This window comes from Burkholderia sp. BCC1208 (genome assembly GCF_902833095.1).
Classification (GTDB): Bacteria; Pseudomonadota; Gammaproteobacteria; order Burkholderiales; family Burkholderiaceae; genus Burkholderia.
In genome coordinates this window covers 246,918-264,893 of sequence record NZ_CADFDY010000002.1, presented here as the reverse complement: position 1 = coordinate 264,893, position 17,976 = coordinate 246,918, and the positions used below count along the sequence as shown (strand labels likewise).

At 69.3% G+C, this 17,976-nt stretch carries 16 protein-coding genes and 2 pseudogenes; 6 read left to right on the top strand and 12 right to left on the bottom strand.

What is annotated here, in order from left to right; all coding sequences use genetic code 11:
* Positions 1 to 342: 342 nt before the first annotated feature.
* Positions 343 to 2,004: an ABC transporter substrate-binding protein gene (locus tag HWX09_RS06000; RefSeq protein WP_027782711.1), complete on the top strand. Its 1,662-nt coding sequence runs from the start codon at positions 343 to 345 to the stop codon at positions 2,002 to 2,004.
* Between the two features lie 43 nt (positions 2,005 to 2,047).
* On the opposite strand, the pseudogene HWX09_RS33520 reads toward HWX09_RS06000, so the two are convergent.
* Positions 2,048 to 2,246: pseudogene (locus tag HWX09_RS33520) on the bottom strand (TauD/TfdA family dioxygenase); the annotation flags it as partial.
* A 120-nt stretch (positions 2,247 to 2,366) separates the two neighbouring features.
* Between HWX09_RS33520 and HWX09_RS05995 the strand changes: the two are divergent.
* Positions 2,367 to 2,741, top strand: a complete 375-nt coding sequence (locus HWX09_RS05995; protein WP_027782712.1) for a phage protein NinX family protein — start codon at positions 2,367 to 2,369, stop codon at positions 2,739 to 2,741.
* 29 nt (positions 2,742 to 2,770) lie between these two features.
* Here the strand turns inward: HWX09_RS05995 and HWX09_RS05990 are convergent, their stop codons facing one another.
* Both HWX09_RS05990 and HWX09_RS05985 read right to left on the bottom strand, forming a co-directional pair.
* On the bottom strand, positions 2,771 to 3,757 hold the full coding sequence (locus tag HWX09_RS05990; protein WP_027782713.1) for an ABC transporter substrate-binding protein: 987 nt from the start codon (positions 3,755 to 3,757) through the stop codon (positions 2,771 to 2,773).
* Positions 3,758 to 3,920: 163 nt separating this feature from the next.
* Positions 3,921 to 4,799, bottom strand: coding sequence for a LysR family transcriptional regulator (locus HWX09_RS05985; protein WP_027782714.1), 879 nt, complete (start codon positions 4,797 to 4,799; stop codon positions 3,921 to 3,923).
* A gap of 100 nt (positions 4,800 to 4,899) precedes the next feature.
* On the opposite strand from HWX09_RS05985, the gene HWX09_RS05980 reads away from it, so the two are divergent.
* Positions 4,900 to 6,471 carry an MFS transporter gene (locus tag HWX09_RS05980; protein WP_027782715.1) on the top strand — a complete coding sequence of 524 codons (1,572 nt, stop codon included), beginning with the start codon at positions 4,900 to 4,902 and terminating at the stop codon, positions 6,469 to 6,471.
* Between the two features lie 87 nt (positions 6,472 to 6,558).
* On the opposite strand, the gene HWX09_RS05975 is transcribed toward HWX09_RS05980, so the two are convergent.
* The 5 genes from HWX09_RS05975 to HWX09_RS05955 all read right to left on the bottom strand — a co-directional run bounded on the left by HWX09_RS05975 (position 6,559) and on the right by HWX09_RS05955 (position 11,203).
* Positions 6,559 to 6,990 carry a DUF1090 family protein gene (locus tag HWX09_RS05975; RefSeq protein WP_027782716.1) on the bottom strand — a complete coding sequence of 144 codons (432 nt, stop codon included), beginning with the start codon at positions 6,988 to 6,990 and terminating at the stop codon, positions 6,559 to 6,561.
* 164 nt (positions 6,991 to 7,154) lie between these two features.
* Positions 7,155 to 8,339: a LysR family transcriptional regulator gene (locus tag HWX09_RS05970; protein WP_027782717.1), complete on the bottom strand. Its 1,185-nt coding sequence runs from the start codon at positions 8,337 to 8,339 to the stop codon at positions 7,155 to 7,157.
* 61 nt (positions 8,340 to 8,400) lie between these two features.
* Complete coding sequence (locus tag HWX09_RS05965) at positions 8,401 to 9,129, bottom strand: aspartate/glutamate racemase family protein (protein WP_027782718.1); 729 nt, start codon at positions 9,127 to 9,129, stop codon at positions 8,401 to 8,403.
* 21 nt (positions 9,130 to 9,150) lie between these two features.
* Complete coding sequence (locus HWX09_RS05960) at positions 9,151 to 10,701, bottom strand: NCS1 family nucleobase:cation symporter-1 (protein WP_034185280.1); 1,551 nt, start codon at positions 10,699 to 10,701, stop codon at positions 9,151 to 9,153.
* A gap of 253 nt (positions 10,702 to 10,954) precedes the next feature.
* The gene (locus tag HWX09_RS05955; protein ID WP_230469084.1) at positions 10,955 to 11,203 is read right to left on the bottom strand and encodes a hypothetical protein; all 249 of its coding nucleotides are present in this window, start codon (positions 11,201 to 11,203) and stop codon (positions 10,955 to 10,957) included.
* A 187-nt stretch (positions 11,204 to 11,390) separates the two neighbouring features.
* On the opposite strand from HWX09_RS05955, the gene HWX09_RS05950 reads away from it, so the two are divergent.
* Positions 11,391 to 11,942 carry a DUF3005 domain-containing protein gene (locus HWX09_RS05950; RefSeq protein ID WP_027782721.1) on the top strand — a complete coding sequence of 184 codons (552 nt, stop codon included), beginning with the start codon at positions 11,391 to 11,393 and terminating at the stop codon, positions 11,940 to 11,942.
* A gap of 75 nt (positions 11,943 to 12,017) precedes the next feature.
* On the opposite strand, the gene HWX09_RS05945 is transcribed toward HWX09_RS05950, so the two are convergent.
* Entirely contained in the window at positions 12,018 to 12,779 is a 762-nt protein-coding gene (locus tag HWX09_RS05945; RefSeq protein ID WP_027782722.1) for a DUF4397 domain-containing protein, read from the bottom strand.
* 301 nt (positions 12,780 to 13,080) lie between these two features.
* On the opposite strand from HWX09_RS05945, the pseudogene HWX09_RS05940 reads away from it, so the two are divergent.
* Positions 13,081 to 13,406: pseudogene (locus HWX09_RS05940) on the top strand (c-type cytochrome); the annotation flags it as partial.
* Between the two features lie 224 nt (positions 13,407 to 13,630).
* Positions 13,631 to 13,963 (top strand): hypothetical protein, encoded by a 333-nt coding sequence (locus HWX09_RS05935; RefSeq protein ID WP_027782724.1) that lies wholly within the window; start codon positions 13,631 to 13,633, stop codon positions 13,961 to 13,963.
* Positions 13,964 to 14,078: 115 nt separating this feature from the next.
* Here HWX09_RS05935 and mmsB read toward each other — a convergent pair whose 3' ends face one another.
* The 3 genes from mmsB to HWX09_RS05920 form a co-directional block, all read right to left on the bottom strand.
* Positions 14,079 to 14,969 (bottom strand): 3-hydroxyisobutyrate dehydrogenase, encoded by an 891-nt coding sequence (gene mmsB / locus HWX09_RS05930; protein WP_027782725.1) that lies wholly within the window; start codon positions 14,967 to 14,969, stop codon positions 14,079 to 14,081.
* Positions 14,970 to 14,992: 23 nt separating this feature from the next.
* Positions 14,993 to 16,519 (bottom strand): CoA-acylating methylmalonate-semialdehyde dehydrogenase, encoded by a 1,527-nt coding sequence (locus tag HWX09_RS05925; RefSeq protein ID WP_027782726.1) that lies wholly within the window; start codon positions 16,517 to 16,519, stop codon positions 14,993 to 14,995.
* Positions 16,520 to 16,638: 119 nt separating this feature from the next.
* Positions 16,639 to 17,958 (bottom strand): MFS transporter, encoded by a 1,320-nt coding sequence (locus HWX09_RS05920; RefSeq protein WP_027782727.1) that lies wholly within the window; start codon positions 17,956 to 17,958, stop codon positions 16,639 to 16,641.
* Positions 17,959 to 17,976 lie beyond the last annotated feature (18 nt).

Here is a 17,976-nt window from a genome sequence, read left to right as displayed (position 1 = left end):
CGCGGGCGCGCCGTGCCGGCACGCGTGCGCCGGCGGATTCCCGCGCACCGGTGCCGGCGTTGGCCAACCGATACGATGCGCCAATTTCGCGGAACCTGCAGGGGGCCGGAAGGACGCCCGCCGCCGTCAGCGAATGGCGCTGCGTCATGACGCAGCGCCGGGCGCGTCGCGGCGGTGTTCGCGAGCATGTCAGCGGCGCTCGCATGGACATTCTCATGCAGGGGCAGCGGGATGCATCCGTGACGATAAGCAACGCGGAATTAATTGGTAAGCGATCGGCGGGATGCGCGCGAAGATCGACGGTCGTCATTCGCATGGCACCCTTTCTTCCCCTCCGCCACCATGAAGAATCCTTTCGTTTCGTCAGCCGCGCGCCGTACGCGCGGCGTATCGCATGCCGGCGCCGCGTTGCGCTGGATCGTCGCGTCGCTGCTGCTGGCCGGCGCCGCGACGCACGCGCTCGCGGCGCCCGCGGGCAAGACGCTCGTGTACTGCTCCGAAGGCAGCCCGGCCGGCTTCGATCCCGGCCAGCACACGACGAGCACCGATTTCGACGCGAGCACGTACACGATCTACAACGGGCTCGTGCAGTTCAAGCGCGGCACGCTCGATCTCGTACCGTCGCTCGCGACGAGCTGGGACGTGTCGCCCGACCAGCGCACGATCACGTTCCACCTGCGGCGCGGCGTGAAATTCCAGACGACCGCGTGGTTCAAGCCGACCCGGCCATTCCAGGCCGACGACGTCGTGTTCACGTTCCGCCGGATGCTCGACGCGGACGATCCGTTTCGCAAGGCCTATCCGGTCAGCTTCCCGTATTTCAGCGATCTCGGCTTCGACCGCAACATCGAGCGCATCGAGAAGGTCGACGACTATACGGTGCGCTTCTCGTTGAAGTCGCCCGACGTCGTATTCGTGCGCAATCTCGCGATGGCGTTCGCATCGGTGCTGTCGGCCGAATATGCGTCGCAGCTCGCCGCACGCCATCGCGAGTCGGACATCAACCAGTTCCCGGTCGGCACGGGGCCATTCCTGCTGCGCACGTATCAGAAGGACGCGCTGATCCGCTACGACGCGAATCCCGACTACTGGAAACCGGACGACGTGAAGCTCGCGCGCCTCGTGTTCGCGATCACGCCCGATCCGGCCGCGCGGTTGCAGAAGCTCGTGGCCGGCGAGTGCCAGGTTTCGGTGTTTCCGCGGCCGGCCGATCTCGAGACGGTGCGGCGCGACCCGAGGCTGACGCTGTTTTCGGGGACGGGCTTCAACGTCGGTTTCGTCGCGTACAACACGCAGCATCCGCCGCTCGATCGCGTCGACGTGCGGCGCGCGCTCGACATCGCGATCGACAAGACGGCGATCGTCAAGACCGTGTTCAACGGCGATGCGACGATCGCGACGAACCCGATGCCGCCCGCGCAATGGTCGTACAACCCGCGCCTGAAGGACGCGCCGCGCGATCCGGCCGCCGCGAAGGCGCTGCTCGCGCAGGCCGGCTTTCCGAACGGCTTCGATCTGACGCTGTGGGCGATGCCCGTGCAGCGCCCGTACAACCCGAATGCACAGCTGATGGCGCAACTGATTCAACAGGACTGGGCGAAGATCGGCGTGCGCGCGAAGATCGTCAGCTACGAATGGGGCGAATACAACCGCCGCGCGAAGCACGACGGGCAGCACGACGCGATCCTGTACGGCTGGTCGGGCGATAACGGCGACCCCGACAACTGGCTCGGCACGCTGCTCGGCTGCGACGCGGTGCACGGCAGCAATCTCGCGAAGTGGTGCAACAAGGACTTCGAGCAACTGGTGACGGCGGCGCGATCGAATGCGGATGTCGCGAAGCGCACGGCGCTGTACGAGCAGGCGCAGGTGGTGTTCAAGGACCAGGTGCCGTTCACGCCGATCGCGACGTCGATCGTGTCGCTGCCGATTTCCAAACGCGTACACGGGCTGACGTTCTCGCCGCTCGGCGGACACCGGTTCGACGGCGTGTGGCTCGATTGATGGGGAAAAACCGGCGCGCCCTTGCGCGCCGGCGTTCGCCGCGTCAGTCGAGCGCGACGGCCGCGGCCGTTTCGACCGGCGTGCCTTCGAGCGCGACCGACGGCCGGCCGTCGGGGCCGATCGGGACGTTGCCGGTGTCCGTCGTGCGATAGCGCTGGCGGTCTCAGTCGAGATCGAAGAGGCCGACGGGGTGCGAGATGCGCGGCCGCAAGGTTGTCCCGGAACGCGATGCCGCGGGGTTGAATTATGCTTATCGCAGTGCGACGGGGGACGAAGCCATATCGCGCATGGGACGCAGTCCTCGCCGTAGCGCACGCGACAGCCAGGATGTCGTTCAAGAGAACGGACATACGGAGACAGTCATGCAAGTCCAGGACCTGACAGGCGCGACGCTCGACTACTGGGTGGCGATGGCGCACGACCTCGTCGACCCGCGCATCGACACGTCGGCATGCACGGTGATTCGCGAACCGGGCGGCGTGCCGACGCCGTTCGCGCCATCGTCGTCGTGGGCGGACGGCGGCCCGATCGTCGAGCGGCTGCCGTTCGCCGCGTTCGAGCGCGACGGCGGGCGGGGCGCCTGGCGCGCGGTGCTGCACCGGGCCGTGCCGGCCGCGGGCGAGCGCTGCACGTTCAACCAGTCGGGGCCGACGTTGCTGATCGCCGCGATGCGCACGCTCGTCGCGTCGACGTTCGGCGACGACGTGCCGGACCTCGATATGGCGCGGCCGCGCTGAACGCGCGCGCCCGCACCGCGTGGCGCCACTCAGGCCGCCACGTTCCGGATGGCGATCGACGCGACGTCGACGCGGCGCGGCAGGATCGCGTCCGCCGCCGCGCGATCGGCGACGCGCTGCAGCACGTCGATGTCGGCGCCGCTGAGGCTGCGCTGCTCGAGCGCGGCCCGGCGCGCGATATCGGTGGCCGCGTCGGGCGGCAGGCGCGTGAGCGAGGCATAGACGCTCGCGTAGTCGGCCGGGTGCGCGAGCGCCCATTGGCCCGCACGGGCGAGCCGCGCGAGGACGTCCGCGAGCGCCGCGCGCTTGCCGCGATCGTCGAGGGTTTCGACCGGCGACGTGAGGAACGCGAGCCCCGAATTGATGCCGCTGCCGTCGCGGACGATGCGCGCGCCGCGTCGCACCGCATGCCCGTAGTACGGATCGAACGTGGCCCAGATGCCGATCCGCTTCGCCTCGAACGCGGCGAACGCGTCGACCGGCAGCACGAAGCGCACGTCGACGTCGCGCGGCGCGAGCCCGTGTTCGCGCAGCGCGCCGTACAACTGGTATTGCGAGATGCTGCCGCGCGCCGACGACACGATGACGGTTTGCCCTTTCAGGTCGGCCACCGTGCGAACCGGCGAGTCGGGCTGCACGACGATGCCGAGCGACGTCGGCGAGCCGACGCGCGTCGCGACGATCCGCAACGACGGATCGCCGAGCGCGGCCGTCAGGACGGGGAGGTCGCCGGCCGGCGCGAGATCGATCGCGCCCGCGCGCTGCGCTTCGAACAGCGGCGCGGCGCCCTGGAAGTTGGCCCAGCGGAACCGGTACGGCGTGCCGTCGAGCACGCGCGCCGCTTCGGCCAGCGCCCGCAGGCCGCCGGCCTGGTCGCCGAGCACGAGCGTGACGCCCGAGAGGTCGGCGCCGGCCGCGCGGGCGGGCAGTGCGAGGCCGCCCGCGAGCGGCGCGGCGGCGAGGGCGACAAGGCGCTGCAGCGCGCGGCGGCGTGTCGTGGCGAAAGCGTGATTCATCGGCGGCGTGTCCTCGGTGATCCGCGCGCGGGCGGCGCGGCTGCCGGGCAGGTTACGGAATCGGTTTCCGGCCGACAAACATCGAATCGTGAAATGCATATTCGCACGGGGCGGTCGGTGCGGCCCGATGGCGCGCCGACGCCCGGGCGCTTGCGCGGCCGCCTTACGCGGCCGGCGCGATCGTGCGCAGGAAGGCCCGTACGGCTGGCGCCTTTTCGAACCGCCGGTGCGCGAGCGCGAGTTCCGACTTGATCGGCTTGCCGGCGATCGGCCGGTACACGACGCCCGGCAGCGACACGCAACCGGCGAGCGCATCGGGAATCACCGCGACCCAGCCGTTCACCGATACGCACGCGAGGACCGCGAGCAGGCCGCCCGGCCGCGCGGCGACGACCGGCGCGAAGCGGCCGCGGCGCGCGACTTCGAGCGTGCCGAGCTCCTGTTCGGGCACCGCGAAGCGCGCGTCGGCGAGGTCAGCCGCGCGCACGGCCGCCATCGCCGCATAGCGCGAGTCGGCCGGCACGGCCGCGACGAACACGTCGCGCTGTAGCGTGACGATCCGCAGCCCGCCCGGTAGCGGCAGCGGCGGGCGCACGTACGCGAGGTCGAGCCGGCCCGCGTCGAGCTGGTTCGAGACGTCGTCCATCGGCACTTCGCGCAGGTTCAGCTCGATGCGCGGATGCGCGGCGCGGAACGCGCCGACGGTGCGCTGCAGCGTGCCCGAATAGACGGCCGACGACACGTAGCCGATCTCGATCCGGCCGAGTTCGCCGCGTTCTGCCAGCACGGCGAGTTCGCGGCCGCGCTGCAGATGGTCGAGCGCGGCGCGCGCTTGCGCGAGATAGGCCTCGCCGGCCGCGCTCAGCGTGACCGCGCGGCGCGACCTGTGAAAGAGCCGCACGCCGAGCACGCGCTCGGCCTCCTGGATCTGCCGCGTGAGCGCGGGCGGCGCCATGTCGAGCGCTTCGGCCGCGCGCGCGAAATGCAGGTGTTGCGCGACGCTCAGGAACGCGCGTACGTGACGGAATTCGAGCTGGCCCATGGTTGCAATTTTCGTCAATAAAACAGCGTTGAAGCATCAATGACAGGCAATACCGGGCAAGCCTAGCATACGGCTCGTTCATCCTGTTCCGGAGTGGCCGATGTCCCAGTCTTCACCGGCGTCGCGCGCGAGCGCGGCTGTCGCCCCGCACGCGCGCACCCGCCTGCCTGCGGCCGCGACCCTTGCCGTCGCATCCGCGACCTGCTCGCTGATCGTGCTCGATACGAACGTGGTGGCCGTGTCGCTGCCGAGCATCGCGCGCGGCTTCCACGCGAGCTTCGCCGACATCGAATGGGTCGTGAGCGCGTACATGACCGCGTTCGCCGCGTGCCTGCTGCCGGCCGGCGGGCTCGCCGACCGCTTCGGACGCAAGCGGATGCTCTTCGCGGGGCTCGCGCTCTTCTTCGTCGCGTCGCTCGGCTGCGGCATCGCGACGTCGGCCGGCTGGCTGATCGCCGCACGTGCGGTGAAGGGCGGCGGCGCCGCGCTGCTGCTGACCGCGGCGCTCGCGGTAATCGCGAACCGTTTCCCGGACGGACGCGAACGGGCGCGCGTGTGGGCGATCTGGGGCATGTGCATGGGGATCGCGACGGCCATCGCGCCGCTCGTCGGCGGCGCGATCACGCAATGGATCGGGTGGCGCTGGGTGTTCCTGCTGAACCTGCCCGTCTGCGTGCTGCTGGCGGCCGGCGCACGCGTCGCGATCGACGAATCGAACGATCCGCATGCGAAACGCGTGGACGCGGCCGGCAGCCTGCTGTTCGGCGCGGCGCTCGCCTGTGCGATCGCGGCGCTGATCGGCGCGCCGTCGCACGGCTGGCTGTCGGCCGCGACGCTTGGTCGGCTCGCGCTCGCGGCCGCGCTGCTGGCGGCGTTCATCGGCGCGGAGCGCTGGCAGGCGCGGCCGATGATCGATCTCGCGCTGTTCCGCCAGCCGCGCTTCGTCGGCGCCGTGCTCGCGATGTTCGGTTACGCGGCGTGCGCGCAGGTGATGATGACGTTCCTGCCGCTGTACCTGCAAAACGCGTTCGGGATGTCGGCGATCGACGCGGGGCTCGGGATGCTGCCGTTCGCGTTCGCGATGATCGCCGGCCCGTCGCTCGGCGCGGCGCTCGCCGCGCGCGTGTCGTCCAGCGGCGTGCTGGCGGGCGGGCTCGGGCTGATCGGCGCAGGCAACCTCGCGACCGCGGCGCTGGCCGCCAGCAGCGACTACCGGCTCGTCGCGCTCGGCATGTTCGTGACGGGGTGCGGCGCCGGCGTCATGAACGGCGACACGCAGAAGGCGATCATGGCGTGCGTGCCGCCGAATCGCACGGGCATGGCGTCGGGCATCAGCACGACGACGCGCTTCTCGGCGATCGTCACGGCCGTCGGCGTGCTCGGCGCGGTGCTGGCCGCGAGTACGCATGCCCGGCTCGTGAGCCTGTTGTCCGCGACCCCCGGCCTGCGCGCGTTCGCCGATGCCTCCTTCATGTCGAGCCTGCTGGCCGGCGACCTCGCGCAGGCGCTCGGCCGCGTGCCGCCGTCGGCTGCCGGTGCGCTCGCGCAGGCGGCGCCGGTCGCGTTCGCAAGCGGGTTCGCCGCTGCGCTGACGGTGAGCGGCGTGCTGGCGCTCGGTGCGGCCGTCGTTGCATACAAGTTGCTTGCGCAACCGGTGCGCGGAGGGGCGTGACGTCGCACACGCTCTGCTGCCGACGTTCGGGTTGAGCGTGTCGCTATCGGTGCTGCCCGCACTCGCGCGGCACGTCGTTTCGATCCGTCAGCCTTTCAGCGCGTCGCGATCGATCCGCGCGTCGTGCAGGTCACGTGTGGCGTTGCGCAGTTTCGCCTGCTTGTCGGCGAGCTTGCGTTGCGCGTTGTTCAGCTTCTTTGCGTCGCCGAGTGCTTCGGCTTGGTGGACGCGCGCCTCCGCGTTGCGTACTTCGTCTTCCGCGTTGCGCAGGTCACGCGCCTTGTCGGTCAGCTTGCGTTCGGCGCGTGCGAGCTGGCCGGCGTCCGTGCAGTTGGCCTTGATCCGGTCGAGCGCGGCCTGCTGGTGCATCGCCTGCTGCGTGTTGCCGAAGCGCTTCGCGTTGTCGATCTGCGTGTGTAGCGCGCGGATGCGCGTCGCGCAGTCCTGAGTGCCGGCGAATGCGCCGGTGCTCGCGAATAGCGCGACCGGGACGGCCAGCGCGATGAGTGCGTTCTTCATGTGGATTTCCTCGATTCGATACGGCGGCTACGGGCGTTCGCGAGGCGACGTCCGTCGGTACGTGTTCAAGGCGCCATTCTGACGAGTCGACGCGGCGCGGGTAAATAGGACCGGTCTGACATGCAGAGGTCGAGCGCACGCTTTCGGCCCAGGTGTGGCGCCGGTCAGTGCGACTTCGTCGCGATGCGATGGATGCGTGCCGCCTGCGCGACGCGCGCCGTGTGTGATGCGTGGCAATGCGCGGCCGGCCCGCGGCGCGTGCGGCGGGTAGGCTCGGGCGGCTCGGCCACGGCCGGCACGGTCGTCGGGGTGTCCGCATCGGCCCGGGAAGCGACGACCGCGGCGAACGCTGCGACCGCCGGCAGCATCGCCTCGGCGTCGAGCCATGCGCGCGTCGCTTCGGCAATCAGTGCGCGCAGCCACCGACCGCCTTCCGCGCACGATCCCGATTCGTTCCACGTCATCCGGTACACGATGTCCGGCGGCTCGGTCGGCAGCGCGACCGCGGCGAGCGGCAGCAGCTTCGCGTAGTGCCGCGCGAGCCGGTACGTGGTGGTGAGGATCAGATCGCTGCGCACGAGCGCATGCGCGGCGAGCTCGAAGTGCGGCAGCGTGACGACGATGCGCCGCTGCAGGCCCACGCGTTCGAGCTGCCGGTCGATCGCGCCGGACGCTTCGAGCCACGACGGCGTCGGGCACAGCTGCGGCGCCGCCGCGAACCCGGCCGCCGTCATCGCGCCGCGCCGCGCGAGCGGATGCGTCGCGCGCATCAGGCACACGACGCGATCGTCGAACAGGTCGTCCTGCCGGAAGCGCGACCGGCGTGCGGGCCGGTTGTCGATCACGACGTCGAGTTCGCCGTCGGCCAGCGCGCGCTCGTCGTCGAAGCCGTCGCCGAGCGGATGAAACACCAATTGCGCGTTCGGCGCCCGCTCGCGAAACAGTGCGACGAGCTTCGGCACGAACAGCACGTTCAGATAGTCGGGGCAGCCGACCCGGTAGGTGCGCACCGACGTGCGGGCGTCGAACGTCGGCTGCTGGATGCGGATGAAGTCGATCACGCGCAGCGCATTACGCAGCGGCTCGATCAACCGCGCGCCGAACTCGGTCGGCACCATCCCGTAGCGGCTGCGTACCAGCAGCGGATCGCCGAGCAGCGTGCGCAGGCGTTTGAGCGCGGCGCTCGTCGCCGGCTGCGACATGTTCAGGCGCACGGCCGCACGCGACACGGTACGCTCGGTCAGCAGCATGAGCAGGACGCGCATCAGCCGTGCATCGAGCACGTCGAGCGCGCCCGCGGCGTCGGACGCGTCGCGGGGCAGGGCCGGCGGGTCTAGCGGGTTCCGCATGCCGATACGCTTCCCGGCGAGACGGGGCGTGCGCGCCACGCGGCAACCGGCCGGCAGCCCGTCATTTTGCGAAGGTTCCCGGCCAGCCGACGATCCGCTTCGGGCGCGGCGGCGCGTACGTGCGGACCTTCGACGTCTTCAGCTTCAGGCGCACCAGCGACTCGGCGAGCGCGACCGCCGCCGTCACGCCGTCGACCACTGGTACGCCCGTGCATTCCTCGATCTGCCGGTCGAGGCCGGCCATCCCGCCGCAGCCGAGGCAGATCACTTCCGCGTGATCGTCCTTCACCGCGCGCTGCGCCTGGCCGACGATCGACTCGATCGCGCGGGCCGGGTTCTCTTCGAGCTCGAGCACCGCGAGGCCGCTCGCGCGCACCGACGCGCAGCGCGCGTCGAGCCCGGCGAGCTTCAGGCGATCCTCGATCAGCGGGACCGTGCGGTCGAGCGTCGTGACGACGGAGTAGCGATGGCCGAGCAGCATCGCGATGCTCGCGGCCGCTTCGGTGATGTCGACGACGGGCACCGTCAGCAGTTCCTGCAGCCCCTCGCGGCCGTGTTCGCCGTAGCCGGCCTGGATCACCGCATCGTACGGTTCGTCGTAGCTCAACACGCGATCCATCACGGCGATCGCCGCGAGGTAGCTCTCGAAGTTGCCTTCGATCGACTCCGCGCCGAAGCGCGGCGTCAGCCCGACGATCTCCGTGCCGGGCGACGCGGCGGCCTGCGCCTGCGCGGCGATCGCGTCGGTGATCGACTCGGTCGTGTTGACGTTGACTACCAGGATCCTCATCGGTGACTCCGTATGCGTGTGTCAGTGTTGCGCGCAGGCGACCGCGATGGGTTCGCCCGAGCGCGCTTCGTAGTGCCGTTTGCGATCGGCCAGCAGCCAGTACACGCTGCCCGCGATCGCGGCGCCGAGTAGCCACGAGAACGGCGTCATCGCGCTGAAGGCCGGCACGACGGCGAGCGTGATCGAGATCAGCGCGGACGGCACGAGCGCCGCGAGCGCCTTGCGGTTCACGCCGCGCGTGTAGAAGTAGGCGCCGGTCGGCGCTTCGGTGTAGAGATCGGGCACGTTCACGCGCTGCTTGCGCACGAGCCAGTAGTCGACCGTGATGATCCCGTACAGCGGGCCGAGCAGCGCACCGAGGCCGGACAGGAAGTAGACGATCACGATCGGGCTGTTGTACAGGTTCCACGGCAGGATCAGCACGGCGATCGTCGCGCTGATCAGGCCCGCGCGGCGGAACGACAGGCGGTGCGGCGCGAGGCTCGTCAGCACGAAGGCCGGCGCGACGAAGTTCGCCATGATGTTCACGGCCACCGTCACGATCAGGAATGCCAGGCAGCCGAGCACGAGGAACAGCTTGTTCGGCACCGTCGCGATGATTTCCGTCGGGCTGTGGATGATGTGGCCGTTCAGCTTGAACTGCGCGCCCGCGAGCACGAAGCTGATCGTCGCGAACACGAGGATGTTGACCGGCAGGCCCCAGAAGTTGCCGACGCGCACGGTCTTCGCGCTCGGCGACGAACGGGAGAAGTCGCAGAAGTTGAGCACCAGCGTGCCGTAGATCGCGAGCCACAGCGAGCCGCCCGCGAGGATTTGCGTCCACATCTTCAGGCCGGTCATCGGCTTGCCGATCGACATCGCGAGATGGCCGCCGGTGCGGCTGAGCATCCACGCGGCGAGCGACAGCGTCGTGACGAGGATCACCGGGCCGGCGAGCCCTTCGTACTTGCGGACCGTCTCCATTCCGTACGTGAGGATGCCGATCTGCACCAGCCAGATCGCGACGAACGTGATCCAGCCGAGCGTCGACAGCCCGAAGATCGCATTCTGGTCGAAGGCGGCGAGGGCCGGCCAGATCGCGGTGAGCAGCACGCGCAGCACGACCGACGCGAGATAGGTCTGGATGCCGAACCATGCGATCGCGATCACCGCGCGGATCATCGCGGGCAGCAGCGCGCCGTAAATGCCGAAGCTCATCCGGCTGATCACCGGGAACGGCACGCCGGTCTTCTGGCCCATGTAGCCGGTGAGGTTCATGAAGCAGTACACGAGCACCGCGCCGATCGCGAGCGACGCGAGCATCTGCCAGCCCGACAGGCCCAGCGCGAACAGCCCGATCGCGAACGAGTAGTTCGCGATGTTGTGCACGTCGTTGGTCCATAGCGCGAAGATGCTGTAGCGGCCCCATGTGCGGCCTTCGGCCTTGGTCGGCGCGAGATCGGGGTTGTGCAGCCGCGGGCTCAGCGCGGGATCGCGCGCGGCCGTGTCGGTTCGATGCGATGCGTCGTCCGCGCCGAGCCCGATGCCCGCGCGGTGGATGGCTTCCAGTTGCACGCCGTTGTCTCCTTCCATGTGCGGGGCGCGAAACCGCGCCGCGTGTGTACGCAGCGCGGCCCCGGCCGCCGTGGACGTTATGTCTCGGATTTGTTCCCGAGTATGGGCGGCGGGCCTGACGATGGGAAATTAAATATTCGGCTGGGCGTCATTCGAAAAATGAATGCGACGCACGCGGCCGCGGCGGCCGGGGACGGCACGCAAATTGCGAATCAGCGGGTTCCATCCACATCGACATCAGCGGAGGTGTCATGCAGCGATATTCATTTCGTCACGTATCGCGAGCCGTCTTCGCCGGCATCCTGATCGCGGGCCTGGCGGCAGGCGCGGGTTGCCAGAAGAAGGGCGACAACGGCGCAGCCAGTTCCGACTCGAGCGCGGCGAGCGGCATGTCGGCCGCGCCTTCGACCGCGCCATCGGGCATGCCGAGCAGCGGGGCGGCCGGCAGCAGCGGCGATACCGGTGCAAGCATGCCGGGCGCTGCTTCCGCGCCGGCCGGCGCGAGCGGCGGCTGACGCACGGTTGGCGGTCGGGCGGACGGCGCGCGAGCGTGCGGTCCGCCGGCGGTGCCGTGCCGGTGGCACGCGCGCCGGATGGCGCGCGTGCGTGGCCGTGCGCATGAAAGATTTGCAAGGACCGTTGTAGCGATTTCCGGCCCGATGGCGCTGGCGTGACGCCGGCGTCCGCGGGCCGGCCAAGGAGGTGCGATGCAGAACGCGGAAGCGAACCCTACCCCCGAAAAGCAGCGGGAACAGATCGAGAAGAGCCCGGTGAAGACGCCGGCGGCCGGCGACATGCCCGACGCGGCGACCCAGGCCGCGCAGACGGCGCGGCGTCCGCTGACGCCGGAGGCCGTCGCCGGGAAAATGCCGACCGGCCTGCCGGCGATCGACGTAAGCGCGCATGCGGTCGACAGCGGCGATCCGGTGCGCCGGGCGGCCGGCCGGATCGTCACGCTCGACAACGCGAACATGGCGATGACCGACAACACGGTCGACGTCGACGGCAAGGGCATGGAGGCCCGCACCGGCGCGTCCGAGCTGCAGGACAACGTGATCTATTCGAACGCGTCGCTCGACGAAGCGGTCGATACGCCCAACGAAGGGCTCGGCGGCATCGAGAGCCGGCCGTCCGGCAACATGCCGCAGATCGCGACGCGGCCGGGTTGGCGCGTGCGCCATGTCGGCGATGTCGACATCGAGCACGGCGACGGAACGCGCGCGGAGCATGTGATCTGCCTCGAACGGTCCGACGACTGATACCGGATTGATACCGGTATTCGACACGCGGCGGCCGATGCATGTTGCATCGGCCGCCGCAACCGTTTTCGGCCCTTACTGCGGCCCCAGTTCCTGCGCGGACGTATCGGCGTTGTTGCCCTGCGCGACGAGTACGTGAATATCGTTCGGCGTCACGTCGCCGACCCCGCCGGACGGAATCGTCAGGAGCAGCCAGTCGGCGTTGTTGCCGATGCTGACCGGCGCGGTCTTCAGGATCGGCGACTTGCTGCCGGCCGTCGTGACGATCACCTGGTAGGTGCCGCCGTTTAGGTAGACCGAATCCTGCGTCGTCGCCGGCACGGCATTCTGGTAGGCCGCGCCCGCCATCGTCGGGCTTTGCGTGGTGATGTCGGTGCCCGGCGGCACGACGTAGACGTCCACGTTCTGCGCGTTCGGCGATGCGTTGAAGCTGCGCACGCGCGCCTTGTCCGACAGCAGGCCCTTGGCGTACGGATCGTCGATGACGGAGATCAGCGACGTCGTGCTCGGCAGCGCGATCGTCGTGTAATGGTGACCGTTCGCCGCGCTGAACGATTGAGACGCAATGGTCGAGGTCGTGCCCGACACGTCGTAGCTCGCGTTCTGCGTGCCCGAATCGACGTCGTGATAGCGCGTCACGCCCTTGTACGCGACGCCCGACTGGTCGATCTTCGCATTCAGGTAGTAGTCGAGGTTCGGGCCGGCCGGCACCGCGTTGATGAAGCGCGCCTGCGGCTTCGAGATGCCGAGTTCGGTCCCGGCGTCGTCGCCGCCGCCGCATGCTGTGAGCACGGAGATGACCGAGCACAGGGCCACTATCGTTCGTATTGATTTCATGTCGTCCTCTCGTTCAGGAAACCTGCATTGCGATGCCGGACCGCCGCGCAAGGAATCGCGCGGGGCGCAGCGCCGGATGGAAGGAAGATGGCTGTCCACCGGATGGCGGGCGCGGGGATGGCGCAATCGACGTGCCTGTGCGGAGAAAAAAGCGGCGAGCGACGGCGGCGCGGAGGCGAAAAGCGCGCATGCGCAGGGATGGCGGCGTGCGTGGGACGACGCGGAGAACGTGAGGCAGGCCGCGCGATCGGCGAGATTGTAAAAAGGCAGCGGAAGCCATCGCGACGCTCGGCCTCGACAGCGGCGCGCGTGCGACGCGGCGTGCGCGGCCTGTCATGCGGAATCGGGCGGCGTCGGGCATCGCGGCGTGGGTCCGCTGATGGGACTCAACTCGACACGAGCGTCAGCCAGGCGACGCCGGACCACTTGCTGCGCGTGCTGCACCACCGGGTCGACCAGCCGGCCACCGATCGGCGCGGCTACATGCCGGGCTTCGGCGATGCGTTCGACGATCGCCAGATGGCCGAGCTTGCCGCATACATTCGCGCTCGCTACGCGCCGGGGCAGCCGGCGTGGCGAAACGTCGCGCAAGCGTCCGCGAGAATCCGGCAGGCAGGCGCGCATTGACCGTCGCGCCGGCGTGAGCGCCCGGGCCGGCGGGCGTGCCGGGCGGAATGACCTGCCGGACGAAAACGATGGCCGGCGACGGCTGTAAATCTTGCCTGATTCGGCCATCGTTTAACCATTCGAAACAATGTGTTCACTGAAAGGGGCATGATCTCCGGCGATCGAGCAGGCATACTGTCGCCTATGTTGCTCAATGCACGTCGCCCGGCGTGCGCTTGCCTTCCATGTCCATTCCAGTCTCTTTCCGAACCCTGCGATGGTTGACCATTGCGGCTGCCGCATGCTTGCTCGCCGCGTGTTCGACTGCTTCCGACGTGACCGCGACGTCGAACCCGAACGTATACACCGTGACGACGCGCACGGTCGGCGTGTCGACGACGTGGGCCGACGCCCACGAGAAGGCCGTCAGCGAAGCCACCAACTACTGCACGCAGCGCGGGATGCGCGCGAGCGTGAAGCAGGAATCGCTGACCGCCGGCCGCCGCATCGACGCACGTTCCGAACTCGCGTTCGAGTGCCATCCGACCTTCGAGACGGCGTCGAACCCGCGCGGTTGACCGAGCGGCGGCATGATTACGCCGCCCGCGTTTCCCTTCCCCGCATGCAAACCGACCCGCGATGCCGTTCAGGGCACATCGCGAGTCGGCGCACGTCCGGCGACGACCGGGCGGGTCAGGCGGGCTGCGCCTCGTACAGCTTCACGCACGCGGAGAAGTCGAGCGTGCCGAGCCCCTGCTGGCTCATCGACTGATACAGCTGCTGCGCGAGCGCGCCCATCCAGACCGGTTGATGCGCGCTGCGCGCGGCTTCGGTCGCGAGCCCGAGATCCTTCAGCATCAGGTTCGCCGCGAAGCCGCCCGCATAGCCGCGCGCGGCCGGCGCCGTGTCGCTCACGCCCGGATACGGGTTGTACGTGTCCGCGCTCCAGCAACGGCCGGTCGACGTGTTGATGATGCCGGCCAGCACGGCCGGCTCGATGCCGAGCGCGGCGCCCAGCGCCATCGCTTCCGCCACGCCCATCATCGAGATCCCGAGCAGCAGGTTGTTGCAGATCTTCGCGATCTGCCCGGTGCCGGTGCCGCCGCAGTGCACGACGTTCTTGCCCATGTCCAGCAGCACCGGGCGGATGCGCTCGAACAGCGCGCCGTCCGCGCCGACCATGAAGGTCAGCGTGCCGGCCTGCGCCCCGCCGGTGCCGCCCGACACGGGCGCGTCGGCGAGCGGAAAGTCGCGCTGCGCGGCGGCTTCGGCCACCGCGTGCACGGTGCCGGGATCGATCGTGCTGCAGTCGATCAGCGTCGCGCCGGCGCGCGCGCCGGCCAGCACGCCGTCGTCGCCGAGGTAGACGGCGCGCACGTGCTGCGCGGCCGGCAGCATCGTGATCACGACCGCACCGCGCGCCGCGGCGTCGCGCGGCGAGGCGGCCGCCGTCGCGCCGGCGCGCACCGCGGCGTCGACCGCGTGCGCGTCGAGGTCGAATACCGTCAGCGCATGGCCGGCCTTGAGCAGGTTGGCGGCCATGGGGCCGCCCATGTTGCCGAGTCCCATGAATGCAATTTCCATGTCGTGGCTCCCCATGCCTTGCATCAGCGCAGCGCGATCGTCGTGTTCACGCCGCCGGCCGTCGCGTCGTCGTCGAACCAGCGCGCGGTGACCGTCTTGGTCTGCGTGTAGAACTGCACGACCTGCTTGCCGTACGGGCCGAGATCGCCGAGCTTCGAGCCGCGCGAACCGGTGAAGCTGAAGTAGGGCACCGGCACCGGAATCGGGATGTTGATGCCGACCTGGCCGACGTCGATCTCGCTCTGGAACTTGCGCGCCGCCGCGCCGCTCTGCGTGAACAGGCCCACGCCGTTGCCCATCGGGTTGCGGTTGACGAGTGCGATCGCGTCGTCGAGCGTGTCGGCTTCGAGTACGACCACCACCGGCCCGAAGATTTCTTCCGTGTAGATCGACATGTCGGTCGTCACGCCCGAGAAGATCGTCGGGCCGACGAAGTTGCCGTGCTCGTAGCCGGGCACCTTCACGTCGCGGCCGTCGAGCAGCAGCGTCGCGCCTTCCTTCACGCCGGCGTCGATCAGCGAAAGGATGCGTTCCTTCGCCGCCTTCGACACGACCGGGCCGACGTCGGTGCCGGCCTCGGCGCCCGCGTTGACCTTCAGCGCCTTCGCCTTCTCGACGAGATCGGGCAGCCAGTCGCGTGCCTTGCCGACCAGCACGACGACCGACGTCGCCATGCAGCGCTGGCCGGCCGCACCGAAGCCCGCGCCGACGAGCGCGTTGATCGACTGCTCGCGGTGCGCATCGGGCAGCACGACCGCGTGATTCTTCGCGCCCATCATCGACTGCACGCGCTTGCCGTGCTGGCTGCCGAGGTTGTACACGTGCGTGCCGACGCGCGTCGAGCCGACGAACGAGATCGCCTTGATGTCCGGATGCGTGCACAGGCGGTCGACCACCGTCTTGCCACCATGCACGACGTTCAGCACGCCTTGCGGCACGCCGGCTTCGATCGCGAGTTCGACGAGCTGCATCGTCGACAGCGGATCCTGCTCCGACGGCTTCAGCACGAACGTGTTGCCGCACACGATCGCCATCGGGAACATCCACAGCGGAATCATCCCGGGGAAATTGAACGGCGTGATGCCCGCGCAGACGCCGATCGGCTGGCGCAGCGTGTAGGTATCGACGCCGCCCGCGACGTTCTCCGCGAATTCGCCTTGCTGCAGCGTGCCGATCGAGCACGCGTGCTCGACCACTTCGAGACCGCGGAAGATGTCGCCCTGCGCATCGGGCAGCGTCTTGCCTTGTTCGGCCGTCAGCGTGTGCGCGATCCGTTCGAGATTGCGGCGCACCAGATCCTGGAACTTCAGCATGATGCGCAGCCGCGCGCCGATCGGCGTCGTCTTCCAGGTCTGGAACGCGCGCTGCGCGGATGCGATCGCGGCATCGACCTCGTCGAGCGTCGCATACGGCACGCGGCCGATGACTTCCTGCGTTGCGGGGTTGACAATGTCGCCCCATTCGGCGCTTTGCGAATCGGCGAACGCGCCGTCGATCAGCAGCTTGGCGGTGGGCAGGGCGAGGGTGGTCTGGGGAACTGCGGCGTTCATGGAACTCTCCGGAAACGGTGGTGCGAAGAAAAACGGTGGCCTGTGTCCGCCGGGCGTGCGGCCACGGCGGACGGCAGGTCGAACTGAAATACTGAAATCGAATGAAGGCGGCCGGCGTGCTAGGCGCGCGCCGGGCGCATCAACGCGGTACATACGAGCGCGAACACGCCGAAGCCGACGAGGTACGCGATCACGTAGTGCGGCTGGCCGCCGCCGGCCTTGAGCAGCGACGTCGCGATCATCGGCGCGAAGCCGCCGCCGATCACGCCGGCCAGCTGCACCGACAGCGAAATGCCGCTGTAGCGGATTTCCGCCGGGAACTGCTGGGCGAACAGCAGCGATTCCGGTGCATAGAGAATCGGGAACACGACGCCGAGGCCGAGCACGATCGCCCACCACGCGTACGACGTCTGCTGCGTGCCGAGCATCATGAAGAACGGCGCGGCGAACGCGCACATCAGCACGAGGCCGATCGCGAACATCCGGCGCTGGCCGATGCGGTCGCTCAGATGCCCGCACAGCGGCATCGTGACGAGCGACAGCACCGCGCCGGCCGTGATCGCGTGCAGCATCTCGGCCTTCGGCAGATGCAGTTGCTGAGTCGCGTAAGCGAGCGCGAACGTGACGACCATGTAGAACCAGGTGTTCTCGGCGGCGCGCGCGCCGACGATCGTCAGCACTTCGCGCGGATGGCGGCGCAGCGCGGCCGTCACCGGCGATTTCTCGGCCTTGCCCTGGCGCTGCATCTTCTCGAAGTCGGGCGATTCCGGCACCTTCGCGCGGATGAACCAGCCGAGGCCGACGAGCGCGATGCTCGCGAGGAACGGCACGCGCCAGCCCCACGACAGCATGTCGGCTTCCGGCAGCGCGGCCACCGCGGCCATCGCCACCGACGACAGGATCAGGCCGAGCCCGACACCCGTCTGCGGCAGGCTGCCGAACAGCCCCTTGCGGCCCTTCGGCGCGTGCTCGACGGCCATCAGCACCGCGCCGCCCCATTCGCCGCCGACGGCCATGCCCTGCAGGAAGCGCATCGCGATCAGCAGCGCGGCGGCCCAGTAGCCGATGCTGTCGTACGACGGGATCAGCCCGATGATCATGCTCGGCACGCCCATCAGCAGCAGCGTGATCATCAGCATCGACTTGCGGCCGATGCGGTCGCCGAAGTGGCCGAACAGGATGCCGCCCATCGGCCGACCGATGAAGCCGACCGCGAACGTGCCGAATGCGGCGAGCGTGCCGACGACGGGGTCCAGCGACGGGAAGAAGATGCGGTTGAACACGAGCGCCGCGGCCGTGCCGTAGAGGAAGAAGTCGTACCACTCGATCGTCGTGCCGGCCATGCTGGCCCAGCCGGCCAGCAGGTAGTGCTTCGCGGTGCGCTCGGGGGCCGGCGTCGCGACTGTCGCATGCTCATCGAGGGTGGATCGGGTCTGCATGGTGTCTCCGTGGTAGTT

Bases quoted from the DNA above. Each gene is read 5' to 3' on its own strand.
- HWX09_RS05950 (WP_027782721.1), top strand. From the start codon at position 11,391: ATGCAGAACGCGGAAGCGAACCCTACCCCCGAAAAGCAGCGGGAACAG.
- HWX09_RS05965 (WP_027782718.1), bottom strand. From the start codon at position 9,129: ATGAGGATCCTGGTAGTCAACGTCAACACGACCGAGTCGATCACCGAC.
- mmsB (WP_027782725.1), bottom strand. From the start codon at position 14,969: ATGGAAATTGCATTCATGGGACTCGGCAACATGGGCGGCCCCATGGCC.
- HWX09_RS05970 (WP_027782717.1), bottom strand. From the start codon at position 8,339: ATGCGGAACCCGCTAGACCCGCCGGCCCTGCCCCGCGACGCGTCCGAC.
- HWX09_RS05920 (WP_027782727.1), bottom strand. From the start codon at position 17,958: ATGCAGACCCGATCCACCCTCGATGAGCATGCGACAGTCGCGACGCCG.
- HWX09_RS05945 (WP_027782722.1), bottom strand. From the start codon at position 12,779: ATGAAATCAATACGAACGATAGTGGCCCTGTGCTCGGTCATCTCCGTG.
- HWX09_RS05960 (WP_034185280.1), bottom strand. From the start codon at position 10,701: ATGGAAGGAGACAACGGCGTGCAACTGGAAGCCATCCACCGCGCGGGC.
- HWX09_RS05980 (WP_027782715.1), top strand. From the start codon at position 4,900: ATGTCCCAGTCTTCACCGGCGTCGCGCGCGAGCGCGGCTGTCGCCCCG.
- HWX09_RS05995 (WP_027782712.1), top strand. From the start codon at position 2,367: ATGCAAGTCCAGGACCTGACAGGCGCGACGCTCGACTACTGGGTGGCG.
- HWX09_RS05990 (WP_027782713.1), bottom strand. From the start codon at position 3,757: ATGAATCACGCTTTCGCCACGACACGCCGCCGCGCGCTGCAGCGCCTT.
- HWX09_RS05975 (WP_027782716.1), bottom strand. From the start codon at position 6,990: ATGAAGAACGCACTCATCGCGCTGGCCGTCCCGGTCGCGCTATTCGCG.
- HWX09_RS06000 (WP_027782711.1), top strand. From the start codon at position 343: ATGAAGAATCCTTTCGTTTCGTCAGCCGCGCGCCGTACGCGCGGCGTA.
- HWX09_RS05925 (WP_027782726.1), bottom strand. From the start codon at position 16,519: ATGAACGCCGCAGTTCCCCAGACCACCCTCGCCCTGCCCACCGCCAAG.
- HWX09_RS05935 (WP_027782724.1), top strand. From the start codon at position 13,631: ATGTCCATTCCAGTCTCTTTCCGAACCCTGCGATGGTTGACCATTGCG.
- HWX09_RS05985 (WP_027782714.1), bottom strand. From the start codon at position 4,799: ATGGGCCAGCTCGAATTCCGTCACGTACGCGCGTTCCTGAGCGTCGCG.